The organism is Symbiopectobacterium sp. (genome assembly GCF_051710365.1).
Lineage (GTDB): Bacteria > Pseudomonadota > Gammaproteobacteria > Enterobacterales > Enterobacteriaceae > Symbiopectobacterium.
On the sequence record NZ_JBPETA010000002.1, the window covers coordinates 31,357 to 51,016 of the forward strand.

The 19,660-nt window shown below is 54.7% G+C and carries 16 protein-coding genes and 1 pseudogene; 14 read left to right on the forward strand and 3 right to left on the reverse strand.

Features of this window, described 5'->3' with window-relative positions:
* Window positions 1-27: 27 nt before the first annotated feature.
* Both yfbR and ACTBDZ_RS00390 read right to left on the reverse strand, forming a co-directional pair.
* Window positions 28-627: a 5'-deoxynucleotidase gene (gene yfbR, locus ACTBDZ_RS00385; protein ID WP_438813794.1), complete on the reverse strand. Its 600-nt coding sequence runs from the start codon at window positions 625-627 to the stop codon at window positions 28-30.
* A 113-nt stretch (window positions 628-740) separates the two neighbouring features.
* Entirely contained in the window at window positions 741-1,955 is a 1,215-nt protein-coding gene (locus tag ACTBDZ_RS00390) for a pyridoxal phosphate-dependent aminotransferase (RefSeq protein ID WP_438813795.1), read from the reverse strand.
* A 635-nt stretch (window positions 1,956-2,590) separates the two neighbouring features.
* On the opposite strand from ACTBDZ_RS00390, the gene ACTBDZ_RS00395 reads away from it, so the two are divergent.
* The 14 genes from ACTBDZ_RS00395 to nuoN all read left to right on the forward strand — a co-directional run bounded on the left by ACTBDZ_RS00395 (window position 2,591) and on the right by nuoN (window position 19,364).
* Complete coding sequence (locus ACTBDZ_RS00395; protein WP_438813780.1) at window positions 2,591-3,550, forward strand: LysR family transcriptional regulator; 960 nt, start codon at window positions 2,591-2,593, stop codon at window positions 3,548-3,550.
* A gap of 655 nt (window positions 3,551-4,205) precedes the next feature.
* Window positions 4,206-4,649, forward strand: a complete 444-nt coding sequence (locus tag ACTBDZ_RS00400) for an NADH-quinone oxidoreductase subunit A (protein ID WP_438813781.1) — start codon at window positions 4,206-4,208, stop codon at window positions 4,647-4,649.
* 17 nt (window positions 4,650-4,666) lie between these two features.
* Complete coding sequence (locus ACTBDZ_RS00405; RefSeq protein WP_222157560.1) at window positions 4,667-5,341, forward strand: NuoB/complex I 20 kDa subunit family protein; 675 nt, start codon at window positions 4,667-4,669, stop codon at window positions 5,339-5,341.
* Between the two features lie 112 nt (window positions 5,342-5,453).
* Window positions 5,454-7,253: an NADH-quinone oxidoreductase subunit C/D gene (gene nuoC, locus ACTBDZ_RS00410; protein WP_438813782.1), complete on the forward strand. Its 1,800-nt coding sequence runs from the start codon at window positions 5,454-5,456 to the stop codon at window positions 7,251-7,253.
* Window positions 7,254-7,255: 2 nt separating this feature from the next.
* Window positions 7,256-7,789: an NADH-quinone oxidoreductase subunit NuoE gene (gene nuoE, locus ACTBDZ_RS00415; protein ID WP_438813783.1), complete on the forward strand. Its 534-nt coding sequence runs from the start codon at window positions 7,256-7,258 to the stop codon at window positions 7,787-7,789.
* Window positions 7,786-9,135, forward strand: a complete 1,350-nt coding sequence (nuoF, locus tag ACTBDZ_RS00420) for an NADH-quinone oxidoreductase subunit NuoF (protein WP_438813784.1) — start codon at window positions 7,786-7,788, stop codon at window positions 9,133-9,135. Before nuoE ends, nuoF begins: the two co-directional genes overlap by 4 nt.
* Before the next feature lie 117 nt (window positions 9,136-9,252).
* The gene (gene nuoG / locus ACTBDZ_RS00425; RefSeq protein ID WP_438813785.1) at window positions 9,253-11,979 is read left to right on the forward strand and encodes an NADH-quinone oxidoreductase subunit NuoG; all 2,727 of its coding nucleotides are present in this window, start codon (window positions 9,253-9,255) and stop codon (window positions 11,977-11,979) included.
* Window positions 11,976-12,953 (forward strand): NADH-quinone oxidoreductase subunit NuoH, encoded by a 978-nt coding sequence (nuoH, locus tag ACTBDZ_RS00430; protein WP_438813786.1) that lies wholly within the window; start codon window positions 11,976-11,978, stop codon window positions 12,951-12,953. Before nuoG ends, nuoH begins: the two co-directional genes overlap by 4 nt.
* 13 nt (window positions 12,954-12,966) lie before the next feature.
* Window positions 12,967-13,509 carry an NADH-quinone oxidoreductase subunit NuoI gene (gene nuoI, locus ACTBDZ_RS00435; protein WP_222157554.1) on the forward strand — a complete coding sequence of 181 codons (543 nt, stop codon included), beginning with the start codon at window positions 12,967-12,969 and terminating at the stop codon, window positions 13,507-13,509.
* A gap of 10 nt (window positions 13,510-13,519) precedes the next feature.
* Window positions 13,520-14,074 carry an NADH-quinone oxidoreductase subunit J gene (gene nuoJ, locus ACTBDZ_RS00440; protein ID WP_438813787.1) on the forward strand — a complete coding sequence of 185 codons (555 nt, stop codon included), beginning with the start codon at window positions 13,520-13,522 and terminating at the stop codon, window positions 14,072-14,074.
* Window positions 14,071-14,373, forward strand: a complete 303-nt coding sequence (gene nuoK / locus ACTBDZ_RS00445) for an NADH-quinone oxidoreductase subunit NuoK (RefSeq protein WP_195315030.1) — start codon at window positions 14,071-14,073, stop codon at window positions 14,371-14,373. The genes nuoJ and nuoK overlap by 4 nt, the downstream gene beginning before the upstream one ends.
* Window positions 14,370-16,220 carry an NADH-quinone oxidoreductase subunit L gene (gene nuoL, locus ACTBDZ_RS00450; RefSeq protein WP_438813788.1) on the forward strand — a complete coding sequence of 617 codons (1,851 nt, stop codon included), beginning with the start codon at window positions 14,370-14,372 and terminating at the stop codon, window positions 16,218-16,220. The genes nuoK and nuoL overlap by 4 nt, the downstream gene beginning before the upstream one ends.
* 144 nt (window positions 16,221-16,364) lie before the next feature.
* Window positions 16,365-17,900 carry an NADH-quinone oxidoreductase subunit M gene (gene nuoM / locus ACTBDZ_RS00455; RefSeq protein WP_438813789.1) on the forward strand — a complete coding sequence of 512 codons (1,536 nt, stop codon included), beginning with the start codon at window positions 16,365-16,367 and terminating at the stop codon, window positions 17,898-17,900.
* 6 nt (window positions 17,901-17,906) lie between these two features.
* On the forward strand, window positions 17,907-19,364 hold the full coding sequence (nuoN, locus tag ACTBDZ_RS00460) for an NADH-quinone oxidoreductase subunit NuoN (RefSeq protein ID WP_438813790.1): 1,458 nt from the start codon (window positions 17,907-17,909) through the stop codon (window positions 19,362-19,364).
* A 225-nt stretch (window positions 19,365-19,589) separates the two neighbouring features.
* On the opposite strand, the pseudogene ACTBDZ_RS00465 reads toward nuoN, so the two are convergent.
* A pseudogene (locus tag ACTBDZ_RS00465) lies at window positions 19,590-19,660 on the reverse strand (surface-adhesin E family protein); the annotation flags it as partial.

A 19,660-nucleotide genomic window follows, 5' to 3' on the forward strand; every position in this document is an offset into this window, starting at 1 on the left:
ACGCCAACGTTGCACGCTGATATCGGCTTACAGAGTGGAACCCTGACTAATCTCATCCAGCGACAGGCTAAAACTCGGGATAAACACCTCCATGAAGTAGTCCATCTCCGGGCTTTGGCGCTGTTGCAGCGTCTTTTCCAGCCGGGTTTTGGCAAGGGCGAATTCGCTGTTACCGGCTGAAAGCTCTTCAAGGCATTTCAGGTAAGCGCACAGGGCATCTGCCTGTTTGACGATGGCGTGCTCTTCTTCACTACAGCAACTGTCATCAATCAGTTGGCGATAATCCTGCTGTAATCCGGGTGGCAACATGGCAATCAGGCTGCGCTGCGCCAGCTTTTCTATCTTCTTGTACTCATGGGCGATCTGCGCATTGAAATATTTGATAGGGGTCGGCATATCCCCGGTCAGCACCTCGCTGGCATCGTGGTACATCGCCAGCATCCCGATGCGTTCTGCATTCAGGTTGCCGTTGAATTTGCGGTTTTTGATCACCGCCAGCGCGTGAGCGACAAAGGCCACCTGAAGGCTATGCTCAGATACGTTTTCGGTGCGCACGTTGCGCATCAGCGGCCAGCGGCTAATCAGTTTCAAACGGGATAAGTGGGCGAAAAAGTGACTCTGATTCATCATGTTCTCTCAGACGGCAGCACCATAATCGGTTATTGTGGCCGCTCTCGGGAAGGATGTAAACGCCAGCGTGTCGTGAAAAATGAAGCGCTGGCGTGATGCAAACAGAGGTGTTACTGATGGTAGTGCGACAGGAAACGGCCCAGCTTGTGGATGGCGGAATCCAGCTCATCTACACGCGGTAGCGTGACGATACGCACGTGGTCCGGATGCGGCCAGTTAAACGCAGTGCCTTGCACCAGCAGCACTTTTTCTTGCAGCAGCAGATCCAGCACCAGTTTCTGGTCGTCATGGATATTGAAACGCTTGGCGTCGATACGCGGGAACATGTAGAGCGCTCCCTGCGGTTTGACACAGGAGACGCCGGGGATCTGGTTGATCAGTTCCCAGGCGCGCAGACGTTGTTCATACAACCGTCCACCGGGGTGGATGAACTCACTGATGCTCTGATAACCGCCCAGCGCAGTCTGGATGGCGTGTTGCATAGGCACGTTGGCACACAGACGCATAGATGCCAGCATTTCCAAGCCTTCGATATAGCCTTTGGCATGCTTTTTCGGGCCGTTCAGCACCATCCAACCCTGGCGGAAACCGGCTACCCGGTAGGTTTTCGATAAACCGTTAAAGGTCACCGTCAGCAGATCCGGCGCCAGCGCGGCGATGGAGTGGTGCTGCGCCTCGTCGTACAGAATTTTGTCGTAGATCTCGTCAGCAAAAATAATCAGGTTATGCTGGCGTGCAATTTCCACGATTTCCATCAGCAGCTCTTTGCTGTAAACGGCGCCGGTAGGGTTGTTGGGGTTGATGATCACGATGCCGCGCGTGCGTGGCGTGATCTTGCTGCGAATGTCGTCCAGGTCGGGGAACCATCCGGCTTCTTCATCACACAGATAGTGTACCGCATGCCCGCTGGATAACGAGACGGCGGCGGTCCACAGCGGATAATCCGGTGCAGGAACCAGCATCTCGTCGCCCGTGTTAAACAACGCTTGCATGGATTGCACGATCAGCTCGGAGACGCCGTTGCCGATATACACATCTTCCAGCGTCATTTCACGCATTCTGCGCGCCTGATAATGCTGCACAATGGCCTTACGCGCGGAATAAAGTCCTTTGGAATCGCAGTAACCCTGCGCGGTAGGTAAATTGCGGATGACATCGACCAGAATTTCATCCGGTGCATCGAAACCAAACGGCGCAGGGTTGCCGATGTTCAGTTTGAGTACTTTATTTCCTTCCTCTTCCAGGCGCTTGGCTTCTTTTAGCACCGGGCCTCGAATGTCATAGCAAACATTATCCAGCTTTTTAGACTTCTCAATGGGAGACATCATAGATAGAGCGAACCTTTTTCAGGAAAAGCGTATTTCGCGATGAAATAGCATAACCTGCCTAATGTACTCCTGTGTTTACCCCTTTTGAAGAATGATCGTCGATTTTAGTGCAATGCTGCGGGCGGCTGCACTGTTATTGTGCATTGATATCCCCACGGAATTTCACTAATCCCTTTTTGAAAAAAGGGGTCACGTATTCAATGAGTGTATTGCTACATAGTCTGGCATGCAAAAAAGGTGTTTAAAACCAGCCTGAATGCATGAAGAGAACATAGAGCATGAATACTATTTTTATTGTGGAGCAACATATTGAATACGCGACCAAAAAAGGGAGATAAAGCATCCTGTGCGCCTTTCTTTTCGTCAGGCTATTTATTCGGAGCGTGAAAATATAATTTCCAGTATAAAGGCGGAGCGGTTGTTTTTTTACCGAGCGGATAACGATCCCGACACTATTTGGTGGTGGGCGTTAGCGGCTGGATGAAAAGGCGATAATGGTAACGAAACGTGAGTATTTTTTTGCCCTAATCGAACGACTGCGATACTGTTTCAACATGTATTGTAATTAACGATACATGTAATAAAACACCAGGAATGTTTGTTAAATACTAAAATAGATAAGTGAAAATCGTATGGCCAATGCAAATCGATCGGTACTCAATCTTGATCTCGATCTACTCAGAACGTTTGTAGCGGTAGCGGATTTGAACACTTTCGCCGCCGCCGCCGTGGCGGTTTGCCGCACGCAATCTGCGGTGAGCCAACAAATGCAACGACTGGAGCAACTGGTGGGGAAAGAGCTGTTCGCCCGCCACGGTCGTAACAAATTGCTGACAGAACACGGCGTGCAGTTTCTGGGTTATGCCCGCAAGATCCTGCAATTTAACGATGAAGCCTGCACCTCGCTGATGTACAGCGACATGCTCGGCACACTGGCGATCGGCGCGTGTGAGGATACGGCAGATAACATTTTGCCTACGCTTTTGCATCGCGTGACCACGCTGTTTCCCAAACTGACCATTGACGTTAGCGTAAAGCCTAGTCCAGAACTGCACAGTATGCTGGAAAAAAAAGTGATTGATTTGGCGATCACCACCATGTCGAGCGATAGCGCTGAGCAAATTTTGCTGCGCACCTCGCCGACCATGTGGTATTGCGCGGCGGATTATCGCTTTCGTCAGGACGAACCCGTATCGCTGGTGTTGCTGGATGAGCCCAGCGATTTCCGTGCATTGGCGATCACCTTGCTCAATGAAGCAGGGATTCCCTGGCGTATTGCCTATGTCGCGTCTACGCTCCCGGCCGTGCGTGCTGCGGTAAAGGCCGGCTTGGGCGTAACGGTGCGCACCGTTGAGATGATGAACCCGGAACTGAGGGTATTGGGAACGGCAGACGGTTTACCGGTGCTTCCCGATACGCAGTATTTTTTGTGCAAACGCCTGCAAGAAAGCAACACCCTGGCCGATGCCATTTTCAATGTGGTAGCGTCTGGTCACTACTATCGTGGTGCGTTGCTTTCAGGTGCCTCAGCCAGCGACGATAACAGCACTAGCGAGGGGGATGCGGCGCTGAAAAATGCCCTGTTTATGTAATTCAGAACGTTGCACACGTTCATACGGGTATGGCGTAGTAGCAGGACGCCGTCACGGCTATGCCCGTTTTTTTACTCCCTTCTGATTATCCCACTTCGTGATTATTCCCATTCACTCGTGTTCCTCTTATCGTTATTCCTCGCGCTTTCTAAGGTTTTGTATTTTATGAAAAGCTGTTTCTTATTTTTCAAATGAATGTTGCAAACTTTCAGCTGTTAACATTGGCGCTGACAATTGGGTTTTTTTACTAACTAAATTGACAAAAATGTGTGTTGGATCAAAAAATAACCCTATTAACGCTAAGGGGGACCGGGTTTTCCGCACGAAAATGGTATAGTGCTTGTGCATTATCATCTATCCTTTAGCTAGCAGGTTGTTAACAATTACACCCGCCAGAGCCAGACTGACTTGATTTAGCTGAAGTATGAGAAGTGAAATGTTAACAAAACAGCGTGCATGTTAAGTTATGTGCTGTTATTTTTAGTAAGGTTGAAAAAAGGTTACAAAATAAAGGACGCAACCACTGCAAAAAGCGCTTAACGTAGATGTTTTCCGCACTGTTTGCAGGGTGATTATCCTTCCTTTTAATCGATGTGACGCCTTAACTGCCAGTAGAGCAGGTGTTCAACGTCACTTTTGATGAGTAAGCAAGAGTATGTCAACAACGACTGAAATCCTCGCCCATCACTGGGCATTTGCGCTATTCGTTATCATCGCCGTCGGCCTGTGCGGCTTCATGCTGCTGGGCGGGTTCCTGCTAGGCGGGAGAGCCAGGGCAAGGGCAAAGAACGTTCCCTATGAATCCGGGATTGACTCGGTTGGCTCTGCGCGCATGCGCCTGTCCGCCAAGTTCTATCTGGTTGCCATGTTTTTCGTTATTTTCGACGTTGAAGCCCTGTATCTCTATGCCTGTGCCGTTTCCATTCGGGAAAGCGGCTGGCTGGGCTTCATCGAAGCTGCCATTTTCATTTTGGTGTTGTTGGCGGGGTTGGTCTACCTGGTCCGTATCGGCGCGCTCGACTGGACGCCGACGCGTTCAAAACGGCAGGTTATCAAGTCTGACTTTCCGGTTAACACTACCAACACTCATCCGCAGTAACAGCGAGGCACTTTAAGATGGACTATACGCTCACCCGCATAGAGCCGGACGGTGAGAATGACCGTTATCCCCTGCAACGCCAGGAGATCGTTACCGATCCTCTGGAACAGCATGTTCACCGCAGTGTCTTCATGGGAAACCTGGAGCATGCCTTACACGACACGGTCAACTGGGGCCGCAAGAATTCACTGTGGCCTTACAACTTCGGTCTTTCCTGCTGCTATGTGGAAATGGTGACCTCGTTCACTGCCGTGCATGACGTGGCGCGCTTTGGCTCTGAAGTATTACGTGCTTCACCGCGTCAGGCTGACTTCATGGTGGTGGCCGGAACCTGTTTCACCAAAATGGCCCCGGTGATCCAACGCCTGTACGAACAGATGCTGGAGCCGAAATGGGTCATTTCCATGGGCGCGTGCGCTAACTCGGGCGGTATGTACGACATCTACTCTGTGGTGCAGGGCGTCGATAAGTTCCTGCCGGTGGACGTCTATATTCCAGGCTGCCCGCCGCGCCCAGAAGCGTATATGCAAGCGCTGTTGCTGCTCAAAGAGTCTATTGGTCAAGAGCGCCGCCCTCTGTCATGGGTGGTGGGAGAGCAGGGTGTGTATCGCGCCAACATGCAATCCGAGCGCGAACGCAAACGTGAAGAACGTATTGCGGTGACGAACCTGCGTTCGCCCGACGAGATTTAATCTGTTAATGGCAAGCAGAATGGCTGCGTAATACTACTCTCACAGGGTAGCAAGATAATAAACGGCAGCCGCACCATTAACAGAATGGCAAAATTACCGTGGTGACATATTTATGACAGATTTAACGACGCACGACCTCGCGCAGCCGGCCTGGGCCACCCGCGATCACCGGGATGATCCCGTCGTTGGCGAGCTGTGTAACCGTTTTGGACACGAAGCCTTTACCGTGCAGCCAACCCGTACCGGGATGCCGGTTGTATGGGTAAAGCGTGAGCAATTACTGGACGTTGTCACGTTCCTGAAAAAACTACCCAAACCCTATGTGATGCTGTTCGATCTGCACGGGGTGGACGAGCGCCTGCGCACACACCGTGAAGGCTTGCCTGCCGCAGACTACTCTGTCTTCTATCACTTCATCTCCATTGAACGTAATCGCGACATCATGATCAAGGTGCCATTGTCTGAAAATGACCTGCGCCTGCCGACCATGGTGAAACTGTTCCCTAACGCCAACTGGTATGAGCGTGAAGTATGGGACATGTTCGGTATTACGTTTGACGGGCACCCGCACCTGACGCGCATCATGATGCCGCAGACGTGGGAAGGTCACCCGCTGCGTAAAGACTACCCGGCGCGCGCCACCGAATTCGATCCCTTTGTGCTGACCAAGCAGAAAGAAGATCTGGAAATGGAATCTCTGACCTTTAAGCCTGAAGACTGGGGCATGAAGCGCGGGACGGAAAACGAAGATTTCATGTTCCTTAACCTCGGTCCGAACCACCCCTCATCACACGGGGCGTTCCGCATCATCCTGCAACTGGATGGTGAAGAGGTTGTCGATTGTATTCCTGATGTGGGCTATCACCATCGCGGTGCAGAGAAGATGGGCGAGCGCCAGTCCTGGCACAGCTATATCCCGTATACCGACCGTATCGAATACCTGGGCGGCTGCGTCAATGAAATGCCCTATGTGTTAGCCGTAGAGAAACTGGCAGGGATCGTGGTGCCGAAACGTGTGAACGTTATCCGCGTCATGCTCTCAGAGCTGTTCAGAATAAACAGCCACCTGCTCTACATCAGTACCTTTATTCAAGACGTCGGTGCCATGACGCCGGTCTTTTTTGCCTTTACCGATCGCCAGAAAATTTATGATTTGGTGGAAGCCATCACCGGTTTCCGTATGCACCCGGCCTGGTTCCGTATCGGTGGCGTGGCACACGACCTGCCGCGCGGCTGGGAACGTCTGCTGCGTGAGTTTTTGGACTGGATGCCCAAGCGTCTGGATACCTACGTTACGGCTGCGCTGAAAAACACCATCCTCAAAGGACGTACTCAAGGCGTAGCGACGTACAACGCTAAAGAAGCGCTGGAGTGGGGCGTCACTGGAGCGGGGTTGCGTGCTACCGGTATTGCGTTTGACGTACGTAAATGGCGTCCGTATTCCGGCTATGAAAACTTTGACTTTGAAGTACCGGTCGGCGACGGCATCAGTGACTGCTATGCCCGCGTGATGCTGAAAGTGGAAGAGCTGCGCCAGAGCCTGCGGATTCTGGAACAGTGCCTGAACAATATGCCGGAAGGCCCGTTCAAAGCCGATCACCCGCTGACCACGCCGCCGCCGAAAGAGCGCACGTTGCAGCACATTGAAACGCTGATCAACCACTTCCTCCAAGTGTCCTGGGGCCCGGTGATGCCGGAAAACGAATCGTTCCAGATGATCGAAGCGACGAAAGGCATCAACAGTTATTACCTGACCAGCGACGGCGGCACCATGAGCTACCGCACCCGTATTCGCACCCCAAGTTACGCGCACTTGCAGCAGATCCCTTCCGTGATTCGCGGTTGTCTGGTGTCTGACCTGATCGTGTACCTCGGGAGTATTGATTTCGTTATGTCAGATGTGGATCGCTAATTATGCATGATCAAGACACTCAACAACCTATTAACGCCGCAGCCGATGCCGCGCCGAACGAGTCTGTTTTTGTATTGAGCGACGCTGAGCGCGATGCCATCGAGCATGAAAAACATCACTACGAAGATGCGCGCGCGGCGTCCATCGAAGCGTTGAAAATTGTTCAGAAACATCGTGGCTGGGTGCCGGATGGCGCTATCCATGCCATTGCCGACATTTTGGGGATTCCGGCCAGCGATGTGGAAGGCGTGGCGACGTTTTACAGCCAGATTTTCCGTCAATCGGTTGGGCGGCACGTGATTCGCTATTGCGACAGCGTGGTGTGTTACATCAACGGTTTTCAGGGCGTGCAAGCGGCGCTCGAACGAAAACTGAAGATCAAGCCCGGTCAAACCACCTTTGACGGTCGTTTTACCCTGCTGCCGACCTGCTGCCTGGGCAACTGTGACAAAGGTCCGTCGATGATGATCGATGAGGATACGCACAGCCATGTCAAGCCTGACGATATCGATTCGCTATTGGAGCCGTATCAATGAGTATAAACAGGATTTTGACGCCCGAACAGCATCCGCTGACCTGGCGTCTGCGTGATGACAAGCAGCCGGTATGGCTTGACGAATACCGCGCAAAGAATGGGTATGCGGCGGCGCAGAAAGCGCTCAGCGGCATGGCTCAAGATGAAGTGGTTAGCCTGGTAAAAGACGCGGGCCTGAAAGGGCGCGGCGGTGCGGGCTTCTCCACCGGTCTGAAATGGAGCCTGATGCCGAAAGACGAAAGCATGAACATCCGCTATCTGCTGTGTAACGCGGATGAGATGGAGCCGGGCACCTACAAAGACCGTTTGCTGATGGAACAACTGCCGCACCTGCTGGTGGAAGGCATGTTGATCAGCGCGTTCGCCCTCAAAGCCTATCGCGGCTATATCTTCCTGCGTGGCGAATACGTAGAGGCTGCCGTTAACCTGCGTCGCGCCATCGAAGAAGCAAAACAGGCGGGCCTGCTTGGTAAAAATATTCTCGGCAGCGGATTCGATTTCGAGCTGTTCGTGCACACCGGTGCCGGGCGCTATATCTGCGGTGAAGAAACCGCGCTGATCAACTCACTGGAAGGCCGCCGCGCAAATCCGCGCTCCAAGCCACCGTTCCCGGCCTCTGCCGGTGCGTGGGGCAAGCCGACCTGTGTAAACAACGTGGAAACCCTGTGTAACGTGCCTGCGATTATCGCGCACGGTGCCGAATGGTATCAGGGGCTGTCTGCCGGCAAGAGTAAAGATGCAGGCACCAAGCTGATGGGATTCTCTGGCCGTGTGAAAAACCCCGGTTTGTGGGAACTGCCGTTTGGCACTTCGGCGCGCGAAATTTTGGAAGACTACGCGGGTGGCATGCGCGACGGGCTTAAATTCAAAGCCTGGCAGCCGGGCGGCGCGGGTACCGACTTCCTCACCGAAGCGCACCTCGATCTACCGATGGATTTCGAACATATCGCCAAGGCAGGCAGCCGTCTCGGCACCGCGTTGGCCATGGCGGTCGATCACGAGATCAACATGGTGGGGCTGACCCGCAATCTGGAAGAGTTTTTTGCCCGTGAATCCTGTGGTTGGTGTACGCCGTGCCGCGACGGTTTACCGTGGAGCGTGAAGATCCTGCGTGCGCTGGAGCGAGGCAAAGGGCAACCCGGCGATATTGAAACGCTGGAGCAACTGTGCCGTTTCCTCGGGCCGGGCAACACCTTCTGCGCCCATGCGCCAGGTGCCGTTGAGCCGCTGCAAAGTGCTATCAAGTATTTCCGTGACGAATTTGAAGCGGGTATTGCGCCGCAATATCTGGGAAATACCAAAGCGATTGGCGGTATTCAGCCGAACCTGCTGAAAGAGCGTTGGTAATCAAGCCGACAATAACAGGAGACGAAGCACGTCTCCGCTGGCGGATAGCCTGCTCTTATTACAGAATTTTTGATTAGCGCCTGTGGCAACACGGGCCATTATGGAAGCATGCTGACTATGGCTACGATTCATGTAGACGGCAAAGAGTATGAGGTGAACGGCTCGGACAACCTGCTAGAGGCTTGTCTGACGCTGGGGCTTGATATTCCTTACTTTTGCTGGCATCCCGCGCTGGGTAGCGTCGGTTCCTGCCGCCTCTGCGCGGTGAAGCAGTACCAGAATGCGGAGGACACGCGTGGCCGTCTGGTCATGTCTTGCATGACCCCCGCAACCGATGGCGCGTTTATCGCCATCGACGATGAGGAAGCCAAACTGTTCCGTAAAACCATCGTCGAATTCCTGATGACCAACCACCCGCACGACTGCCCGGTCTGCGAAGAGGGTGGCAACTGTCATTTGCAGGATATGACGGTGATGACGGGACATAACTTCCGCCGCTATCGCTTTACCAAACGTACTCACCGCAATCAGGATCTGGGGCCGTTTATCTCTCATGAGATGAACCGCTGCATCGCCTGCTATCGCTGTGTGCGTTACTACAAGGACTATGCCGGTGGCACCGATCTGGGCGTGTATGGTGCCCATGATAACGTCTACTTTGGCCGTCCTGAGGATGGCGTGCTGGAAAGCGAATTTTCCGGCAACCTGGTCGAAGTGTGTCCGACCGGGGTATTCACCGATAAAACGCACTCTGCACGCTACAATCGCAAATGGGATATGCAGTTTGCGCCCAGCGTCTGCCAGCAGTGCAGCGTCGGGTGTAACACCAGCCCGGGCGAACGTTACGGTGAGCTGCGTCGTATCGAAAACCGCTACAACGGTAGCGTGAACCACTATTTCCTGTGTGACCGTGGCCGTTTTGGTTATGGCTACGTCAACGCGAAAGATCGTCCGCGTCAGCCGTTGCAGCGTCGTGGCGATGACTGGATTGCCCTGAACGCCGATCAAGCGCTGCAAGGGGCGGCTGATGTGCTGCGCCAGTCAAAACGCGTCATCGGTATTGGCTCTCCGCGCGCCAGCGTAGAAAGCAACTTTGCGCTGCGTGAACTGGTGGGAGCGGAAAGTTTCTACACCGGTATTGCCCACGCTGAGCAGGCGCGTTTACAACTGATCCTCAACGTGTTGCGCGATAGCGGTGTACGCACTCCAATGCTGCGTGATATCGAAAGCTATGACGCCGTACTGGTGCTGGGTGAAGATTTGACCCAAACCGGCGCACGTATCGCGCTGGCGGTACGTCAGGCGGTGAAGGGGAAAGCGCGTGAAATAGCGGCTGCGCAAAAAGTGGCAGACTGGCAGATTGCGGCCATTCTCAACATCGGCCAACACGCCAAGCATCCGCTGTTTATGACATCGGTAGATAAAACGCGTCTGGATGATATCGCTGCCTGGAACTACCGCGCACCGGTAGAGGATCAGGCGCGCCTTGGCTTCGCCATCGCTCATGCTCTGGATGAAAATGCCCCGGCAGTCACCGATTTGGATGCTTCTCTGGCACCGAAAGTTGACGTTATCGTGCAGGCACTGGCTGGTGCGAAAAAACCGCTGATTATCTCTGGTACCCATTCTGGTAGCGAAGCGATTATCGAAGCGGCTGCCAACGTGGCGAAAGCGCTTAAACAACGCGGTTCTGATGTCGGAGTGACTTTTGTTGCCTCTGCCGCGAACAGTATTGGCCTGTCGATGATCGGCGGCGGTTCGCTGGACGATGCGCTGGCACAGTTGGAGAGCGGTGCTGCCGATAGCGTGGTGGTGCTGGAAAACGATCTCTATCGTCACGCCCCGCAGGCGCGTGTGGATGCGGCGCTGGCTAAAGCCACCAATCTGATCGTGCTGGATCATCAGCGCACCGCGATCATGGATAAAGCGTCGTTGATCCTCTCTGCCGCCAGCTTTGCTGAAAGCGACGGTACGCTGATCAATCAGGAAGGCCGCGCTCAGCGTTTCTTCCAGGTGTACGATCCGGCCTACTATGACAACAGCGTGGTGATGCTGGAAAGCTGGCGTTGGTTGCATTCGCTGGCGACCACCTATCAGAGCCGTAAGGTCGATTGGACACAACTGGATCACGTGATTGATGCCTGTGTGACAGCGTTGCCGCAGTTGGCGGGTATCAAAGACGCTGCGCCAGACGCCAATTTCCGTATCAACGGGCAGAAACTGGCGCGTTCACCCAATCGTTCCAGTGGCCGTACTGCCATGCGCGCCAACATCAGCGTGCATGAACCGCGTCAGCCACAAGACAAAGACACCATGTTCGCCTTCTCGATGGAAGGGAACAACAGTCCGACAGCCGCGCGTCAGCAGATTCCGTTTGCCTGGTCACCCGGTTGGAACTCCCCGCAGGCATGGAACAAATTCCAGGACGAAGTGGGCGGTCACCTGCGCCACGGCGATCCGGGTGTGCGTTTGATCGAAGCGGGCGAAGGCGTGCTGGGTTACTTCAACGCCATTCCGGCAGCGTTTAACGCACAGCCGGGACAGTGGCGCGTAGCACCTTACTACCATCTGTTCGGCAGTGAAGAGATGACACAGCGCTCTGCGGTTATCCAACAACGTATGGATGAGGCTTACGTGATGGTCAGTCTCGCCGATGCGGCGCTGCTGGGCGTTAACGCAGGCGCGCTGCTTGAGATGCGCTGTCAGGGACAGACCCTGCGTCTGCCGCTGCGCCTGAGCGACGCTCTGCGTCAAGGACAGGTTGGATTGCCGTTAGGGTTCCCGGGTATTGCGCCGTCGTTGGCAGGGGCAACCATTGAAAGTCTGCGGGAGGCTGTACAATGAGCTGGTTTACACCGGAGGTTATGGATACCTTGATCGCCGTCGGTAAAGCCGTGGTGATCCTGCTGGTGGTAGTCACCTGCGGCGCATTCATGAGTATGGGAGAACGTCGTCTTCTGGGGCTGTTCCAGGGGCGTTACGGGCCAAACCGCGTGGGCTGGGGCGGGTCGTTGCAGCTGGTCGCTGACATGATCAAGATGTTCTTCAAAGAGGACTGGGTGCCGCGCTTTACCGACCGCGTGATTTTCACGCTGGCACCGGTGATTGCCTTTACCTCGCTGCTGCTTTCGTTTGCCATTGTGCCGGTCACGCCGACCTGGGGCGTTGCTGATTTAAACATTGGCCTGCTGTTCTTCCTGATGATGGCGGGGCTGGCGGTGTACGCCGTGCTGTTCGCTGGTTGGGCGAGCGGTAACAAATACTCCCTGTTGGGGGCGGTGCGTGCATCAGCACAAACGCTGAGCTACGAAGTGTTTCTCGGCCTGTCGCTGATGGGTGTGGTCGCACAGGCGGGTTCGTTCAACATGCGCGATATCGTCGAATCCCAAGCGCACTTGTGGAACATGATTCCGCAGTTCTTCGGTTTTGTGACGTTTGCTATCGCCGGTGTGGCGGTGTGCCACCGTCATCCTTTCGACCAACCGGAAGCGGAGCAGGAACTGGCGGATGGTTACCACATCGAATATTCCGGTATGAAATTCGGTCTGTTCTTCGTGGGGGAATATATCGGCATCGTGACCGTATCGGCACTGATGGTAACGCTGTTCTTCGGTGGCTGGCACGGGCCGTTCTTACCGCCTTTCGTTTGGTTTGCGCTGAAAACCGGCTTCTTCATGATGATGTTCATCCTGATCCGTGCCTCGTTGCCGCGTCCGCGCTATGACCAGGTGATGACCTTCGGGTGGACCGTCTGTTTGCCGTTAACGCTGCTCAATCTGCTGGCGACGGCGGCTGTGATTTTGTACAACGCACACTAAAGGGAACTGAACCATGAAGATAAAAGACATTGTGGTTGGTTTCGGTACCCAGGTACGCAGTATCTGTATGGTCGGGTCCAACGCCTTCAAAAAGCGTGAAACCAAAATGTATCCGGAAGAGCCGGTTAACCCACCCCCACGTTACCGTGGCCGTATTGTGCTGACGCGCGATCCGGATGGTGAGGAGCGCTGTGTGGCTTGTAACCTGTGCGCCGTGGCCTGTCCGGTCGGCTGTATCTCGTTGCAGAAAGCGGAAATGAAAGATGGTCGTTGGTATCCCGAATTTTTCCGCATCAACTTCTCGCGCTGCATTTTTTGCGGGTTCTGCGAAGAAGCGTGCCCGACCACTGCGATTCAGCTGACGCCAGATTTTGAAATGGGCGAGTACAAGCGCCAGGATCTGGTGTACGAAAAACAAGATCTGTTGATCTCTGGGCCCGGTAAGTACCCGGAATACAACTTCTACCGGATGGCGGGTATGGCTATCGATGGGAAAGAGAAAGGCGACGCCGAAAACGAAGCCAAACCCATTGATGTCAAAGGCCTGTTGCCCTAAGGAGCCGAGCATGGAATTCGCGTTTTATGCATCGGGGTTAATCGCCATTCTGGCGACCCTACGTGTGATTACCCACACTAACCCCGTACATGCATTGTTGTATTTAATCGTCTCGTTGCTGGCTATCTCCGGCGTGTTTTTCTCGCTGGGGGCCTATTTCGCCGGTGCGGTGGAAATCATCGTTTATACCGGTGCCATCATGGTGCTGTTCGTGTTTGTGGTGATGATGCTCAACCTTGGCAACAGCGTGACGGAACAGGAAAGCGCCTGGCTGAAACCGGCTGTCTGGATTGGTCCTGGGCTGCTTTCGCTGCTGCTGCTGATTGTGGTGGTCAGGGCGATTTTCAGCCTGAGCGGCGCGGAAATTTCCGGTGCGGTAATCGACGCCAAAGCCGTGGGGATCACGCTGTTTGGGCCGTATGTGCTGGCGGTTGAACTGGCCTCCATGCTGCTGCTGGCCGGGCTGGTGGTTGCGTTCCACGTACACGTAGGCCGTGAAGACAAAATGGTCGATAAGCAGCCGAAAGAAGATGCAGAGAAGAAACTGGCGGAGGAGCGCGCATGATCCCGTTACAACATGGGCTGGCCCTGGCTGCCATTTTATTTCTGCTTGGGCTGACTGGTCTGATTATTCGGCGTAACCTATTGTTTATGCTTATCAGCCTGGAAGTTATGATCAATGCCGCCGCGCTGGCGTTTGTGGTTGCCGGCAGCTATTGGGGGCACGCGGATGGGCAGGTGATGTATGTTCTGGCGATCACGCTGGCGGCAGCGGAAGCCAGTATCGGTCTGGCGCTATTGCTCCAGATGTATCGCCGTCGTCATACCCTGAATATCGATACTGTCAGTGAGATGCGCGGATGAACTTACTCTACTTAACAATATTATTCCTGCTGCTCGGCTTTTTGCTGTTGGCATTTTCACGCGGTCGCTGGTCGGAAAACACTGCCGCTACCGTGGGCGTGGGTTCTATCGGGTTGGCCGCATTGACCACCTGCTGGGTCGCGATTGATTTCTTTGCGCAGCACCATGAAGGCGGCGTGACCTTTTTCAATCAACATCTGTGGACCTGGATGGCAATAGGCAACTTTGATATTGCCTTCCGTCTGGCGCTGGATGGCCTGTCTCTTACCATGCTGTCGGTGGTGACGGGCGTAGGCTTCTTTATCCATCTGTTCGCCTCCTGGTATATGCGCGGTGAAGAGGGGTACTCTCGCTTCTTCGCCTACACCAACCTGTTTATTGCCAGCATGGTGATTCTGGTGTTGGCGGACAACCTGTTGCTGATGTACCTCGGCTGGGAAGGGGTAGGGCTGTGCAGTTATCTGCTGATCGGTTTCTACTACACCAATCCGAAGAACGGTGCGGCGGCGATGAAAGCCTTCGTCGTGACGCGCGTCGGTGACGTGTTCCTGGCGTTTGCGCTGTTCATTCTGTTCAAAGAGCTGGGCACGCTCAATTTCCGCGAACTGATGGTGTTGGCACCGCAGAAACTGGCAGAAGGGTCTCCGGCGATTACCTGGGCAACGCTAATGTTGCTGGGTGGCGCTGTGGGTAAATCTGCCCAGTTGCCGCTGCAAACCTGGCTGGCGGATGCGATGGCAGGCCCGACTCCAGTCTCTGCGCTGATTCACGCTGCGACCATGGTGACGGCAGGGGTTTACCTGATTGCCCGTACGCACGGCTTGTTCCTGATGGCGCCGGATGTACTGCATCTGGTGGGCGTTGTCGGTGCCGTGACGCTGGTGCTGGCGGGGTTTGCCGCACTGGTACAGAGCGACATCAAACGCGTGTTGGCCTACTCCACCATGAGCCAGATCGGTTACATGTTCCTGGCGTTGGGCGTGCAGGCGTGGGACGCGGCGATTTTCCACCTGATGACGCATGCCTTCTTTAAAGCATTGCTGTTCCTGGCCTCCGGCTCGGTGATTCTCGCCTGCCATCACGAACAGAACATCTTCAAGATGGGCGGGCTGCGTAAAACTATTCCGCTGGTGTATGTCAGCTTCCTGATTGGCGGCTCGGCGTTGGCAGCGCTGCCGTTGGTCACCGCAGGCTTCTTCAGTAAAGATGAAATTCTGGCGGGCGCCTGGGCTAACGGTCATACGGATCTGATGATGGCGGGGCTGGCCGGGGCGTTTATGACGTCGCTTTATACCTTCCGCATGATTTTCATCGTGTTCCATGGTGAAGCGAAGACCAAAGCGCACGCAGGCAAAGGACTGTTTCACCACATTCCGTTGCTGGTGCTGATGGTGCTCTCCACTTTCGTCGGTGCGCTGATTGTGCCGCCGTTGCACGGCGTGCTGCCACAGACCACGGAACTCGGCCATGACCGTACCTTGACGCTGGAAATCGCGTCTGGCGTGGTGGCGATTGTCGGTATTCTGCTGGCTGCCGTGCTGTGGCTGGGTAAACGCCAGTTTGTGACCTGCGTAGCGCAGAGTGCACCGGGTCGCTTCTTCTCCACCTGGTGGTTCCACGCCTGGGGATTTGACTGGCTGTATGACAAAGTCTTCGTACAACCGTATCTGGCGATTGCCAAACTGCTACAGCGCGATCCATTGAACGCGATGATGGGCTTGCCTGCCGTGGTGGTGCGTTGGGGCAACAAAGGGTTGGCCGTCAGTCAGAATGGTCAACTGCGCTGGTATGTTGCGTCAATGGGCGTAGGGGCGGTTGTGGTGCTGGCATTGTTACAGTTTATCTGATGGCCTGTTATCTGATGAAACAGTGCCGTGAGATAAACGCGATGAAAGACACGCAGTAATGATGCGCAGGGGCGGGAGGCTAAGAGTAATGGCTTCCGCCACAGCAAGTTTTCAGATTTCTTAAAATTAGGGACGCAAAACGCCATGCTACTACCTTGGCTAATACTTCTCCCCTTTATCGGCGGCCTGCTGTGCTGGCAGCTCGAGCGCTTCGGCACCCGCGTGCCGCGCTGGATCGCACTGATATCGATGGGGTTAACGCTGGTGCTGTCGCTGCTGCTTTGGTCGCAGGGTGGGTACTCTTTAACGGCGCAGGCTGATGTGCCGCTGTGGCAGTCTGAATACAACGTGTCGTGGATCCCGCGCTTCGGTATCGGTATTCACCTGGCGCTGGATGGGTTGTCGCTGCTGATGGTGGTGCTGACTGGCCTGCTGGGGGTTTTGGCAATCCTCTGTTCGTGGAATGAAATCCAGCGTTATCAGGGCTTCTTCCACCTGAACCTGCTGTGGATCCTGGGCGGCGTGATTGGCGTGTTCCTGGCGATTGACATGTTCCTGTTCTTCTTCTTCTGGGAGATGATGCTGGTGCCGATGTATTTCCTCATCGCACTGTGGGGACACAAAGGTTCCGACGGGAAAACGCGTATTACCGCGGCCACCAAGTTCTTTATCTACACCCAGGCCAGCGGTCTGATCATGCTGATTGCCATTCTGGCGCTGGTGTTTGTGCATCACGATGCCACCGGGGTGTGGACCTTTAACTACACCGATTTGTTGAAAACCCCGATGTCGCGCGGCGTGGAATACATGCTGATGCTGGGCTTCTTTATCGCCTTTGCAGTGAAAATGCCCGTGGTGCCGCTGCACGGCTGGTTGCCGGATGCGCACAGTCAGGCTCCGACGGCGGGTTCTGTTGACCTGGCGGGTATCTTGCTGAAAACCGCGGCCTACGGTCTGCTGCGTTTCAGCCTGCCGCTGTTCCCCAATGCTTCCCACGAATTTGCTCCCATCGCGATGTGGCTGGGCGTTATCGGTATCTTCTACGGCGCCTGGATGGCATTTATGCAGACCGACATCAAACGCCTGATTGCCTACACCTCGGTGTCACATATGGGCTTTGTAATTATCGCCATCTACTCCGGTAGCCACCTGGCGTATCAGGGGGCGGTCATTCAGATGATTGCGCACGGGCTTTCTGCGGCCGGTCTGTTTATTCTGTGCGGCCAGCTTTACGAACGTCTGCATACGCGCGATCTGCGCCAGATGGGCGGCCTGTGGGCGCGCATTCGTTTCTTGCCCGCACTGTCGCTGTTCTTTGCGGTGGCGACGCTGGGGATGCCGGGCACCGGCAACTTCGTCGGCGAGTTTATGATTCTGTTCGGTAGCTATCCTGTGGTGCCGGTGATCACCGTGATTTCGACCTTTGGTTTGGTGTTTGCCTCCGTCTACTCGCTGGTGATGATGCAACGCGCTTACTACGGCACGCCAAAATCCGAGGAAAAACTACCGGGGCTGTCCACCCGTGAATTGTCGATGGTGATGTTGCTGGTGGTATTGCTGGTGCTGCTCGGGTTGTTCCCGCAGACCATCCTGAATACGTCTGATGCGACAATGGCTAATATCCAGCATTGGTTTATGTCATCAGTGACTGATTCAACACTTTCAACGACAAGGCCGTAATTCGCCATGACAATAACTCTTCAACACCTGGTCGCGCTTCTGCCGCTGTTAATCGTCGGTTTGACCGCCGTGGTTGTGATGCTGTGCATTGCGTGGCGACGCAACCATTTCTTCAATGCCACTGTCACGGTGATCGGTCTTAACATTGCGTTGTTCTCGCTGATTCTGGTGGGTAACGCCGGTCCGATGGACGTGACGCCGCTGCTGCGGATAGACGGTTTCTCAATGTTCTACACCGCGTTGGTGCTGCTTGCCAGTCTGGCGACCTGCACGTTCGCTTACCCGTGGCTGGAAGGCTATCCGGATAACCGCGACGATTTTTATCTGCTGGTGGCGATTGCTGGACTGGGCGGTGTTCTGCTGGCAAGTGCTAACCATTTGGCGTCGCTGTTCATCGGCATTGAACTTATCTCACTACCGCTATTCGGTCTGGTGAGCTATGCGTTTCGCCAGCGTCGCTCGCTGGAAGCGGGCATCAAATACATGCTGCTTTCTGCTGCCGCCTCTTCCTTCCTGCTGTTTGGGATGGCGCTGGTCTATGCCGATTCGGGCAGCCTGAGCTTTGCCAGCCTGGGCGCGCGGATGGCAGATCGCACGCTGCATGAGCCGCTGCTGCTGGCCGGCCTCGGTATGATGATTGTCGGTTTGGGGTTCAAGCTCTCGTTGGTGCCGTTCCACCTCTGGACGCCGGACGTGTATCAAGGCGCCCCGGCGCCGGTGTCGACCTTCCTGGCGACAGCCAGCAAGATCGCCATTTTTGGTGCAGTCATGCGTCTTTTCCTTTATGCACCGATGGTTGACAGTGACTCGGTTAGAACTGCACTGGGTGTGATCGCGTTTGCCTCCATCCTGTTTGGTAACCTGATGGCGGTTGCGCAAAGCAACATTAAACGTCTACTCGGTTACTCTTCCATCGCTCACCTCGGTTACCTGCTGGTGGCGCTGATTGCCGTGCAAACTCACCAACTGGCATTGGAAACCGTGGGTGTCTATCTGGCGGGTTACCTGTTCAGCAGCCTGGGCGCCTTCGGGGTTGTCAGTCTGATGTCCAGCCCGTACCGTGGACCGGACGCGGATTCCCTGTTCTCTTATCGCGGACTGTTCTGGCACAAACCGATTCTGTCTGCGGTCATGACGGTGATGATGCTCTCCCTGGCCGGTATCCCGATGACGCTGGGCTTCTTCGGCAAATTCTATGTGTTGGCCGTGGGCGTTGATGCCAAGCTGTGGTGGCTGACGGGTGCGGTAGTGGTGGGGAGTGCTATCGGTCTCTACTACTATCTGCGTGTCATGGTCAGCTTGTATCTAACCGCACCGCAAGAACGTCAGCGTGATACTCCCAATAACTGGGCGCTGACCGCAGGCGGCGTGGTAGTGCTGATTTCCGCCATCGCGGTGCTGCTGTTGGGCCTGTATCCACAGCCGCTGATTTCACTGGTGCAGATGGCGCAGCCGCTGATGTAATGCACTAGTGTTGTGCTATAAAACCGCCGCAGCCATTACTGGTTGCGGCGGTTTTTTTTGCGCGTCAGGGTGTCATGTCGGTCTGATGTTTACCCTTATTTCTATTTTCAGAATGGTCTGTGGTCATCAAGGCCCTAAGGTGCGGAGAACTTGACTATAGTTAATCTACCGGGCTTTGTTGAATAAATCAGAACTTGTAACGACTGTGCCCCATCGGGTCGATTGTTACGTGATGCGAATACTGTTCGGCATTCCTAATAGCGTGATCCGGTTAAGCGCTTTGACCATCGCCATGG

Coding starts and splice junctions, on each gene's coding strand:
- ACTBDZ_RS00390 (WP_438813795.1), bottom strand. CDS start 1,955: ATGTCTCCCATTGAGAAGTCTAAAAAGCTGGATAATGTTTGCTATGAC.
- nuoM (WP_438813789.1), top strand. CDS start 16,365: ATGCTACTACCTTGGCTAATACTTCTCCCCTTTATCGGCGGCCTGCTG.
- nuoC (WP_438813782.1), top strand. CDS start 5,454: ATGACAGATTTAACGACGCACGACCTCGCGCAGCCGGCCTGGGCCACC.
- yfbR (WP_438813794.1), bottom strand. CDS start 627: ATGAATCAGAGTCACTTTTTCGCCCACTTATCCCGTTTGAAACTGATT.
- nuoJ (WP_438813787.1), top strand. CDS start 13,520: ATGGAATTCGCGTTTTATGCATCGGGGTTAATCGCCATTCTGGCGACC.
- nuoL (WP_438813788.1), top strand. CDS start 14,370: ATGAACTTACTCTACTTAACAATATTATTCCTGCTGCTCGGCTTTTTG.
- ACTBDZ_RS00400 (WP_438813781.1), top strand. CDS start 4,206: ATGTCAACAACGACTGAAATCCTCGCCCATCACTGGGCATTTGCGCTA.
- nuoK (WP_195315030.1), top strand. CDS start 14,071: ATGATCCCGTTACAACATGGGCTGGCCCTGGCTGCCATTTTATTTCTG.
- ACTBDZ_RS00405 (WP_222157560.1), top strand. CDS start 4,667: ATGGACTATACGCTCACCCGCATAGAGCCGGACGGTGAGAATGACCGT.
- nuoG (WP_438813785.1), top strand. CDS start 9,253: ATGGCTACGATTCATGTAGACGGCAAAGAGTATGAGGTGAACGGCTCG.
- ACTBDZ_RS00395 (WP_438813780.1), top strand. CDS start 2,591: ATGGCCAATGCAAATCGATCGGTACTCAATCTTGATCTCGATCTACTC.
- nuoI (WP_222157554.1), top strand. CDS start 12,967: ATGAAGATAAAAGACATTGTGGTTGGTTTCGGTACCCAGGTACGCAGT.
- nuoE (WP_438813783.1), top strand. CDS start 7,256: ATGCATGATCAAGACACTCAACAACCTATTAACGCCGCAGCCGATGCC.
- nuoN (WP_438813790.1), top strand. CDS start 17,907: ATGACAATAACTCTTCAACACCTGGTCGCGCTTCTGCCGCTGTTAATC.
- nuoH (WP_438813786.1), top strand. CDS start 11,976: ATGAGCTGGTTTACACCGGAGGTTATGGATACCTTGATCGCCGTCGGT.
- nuoF (WP_438813784.1), top strand. CDS start 7,786: ATGAGTATAAACAGGATTTTGACGCCCGAACAGCATCCGCTGACCTGG.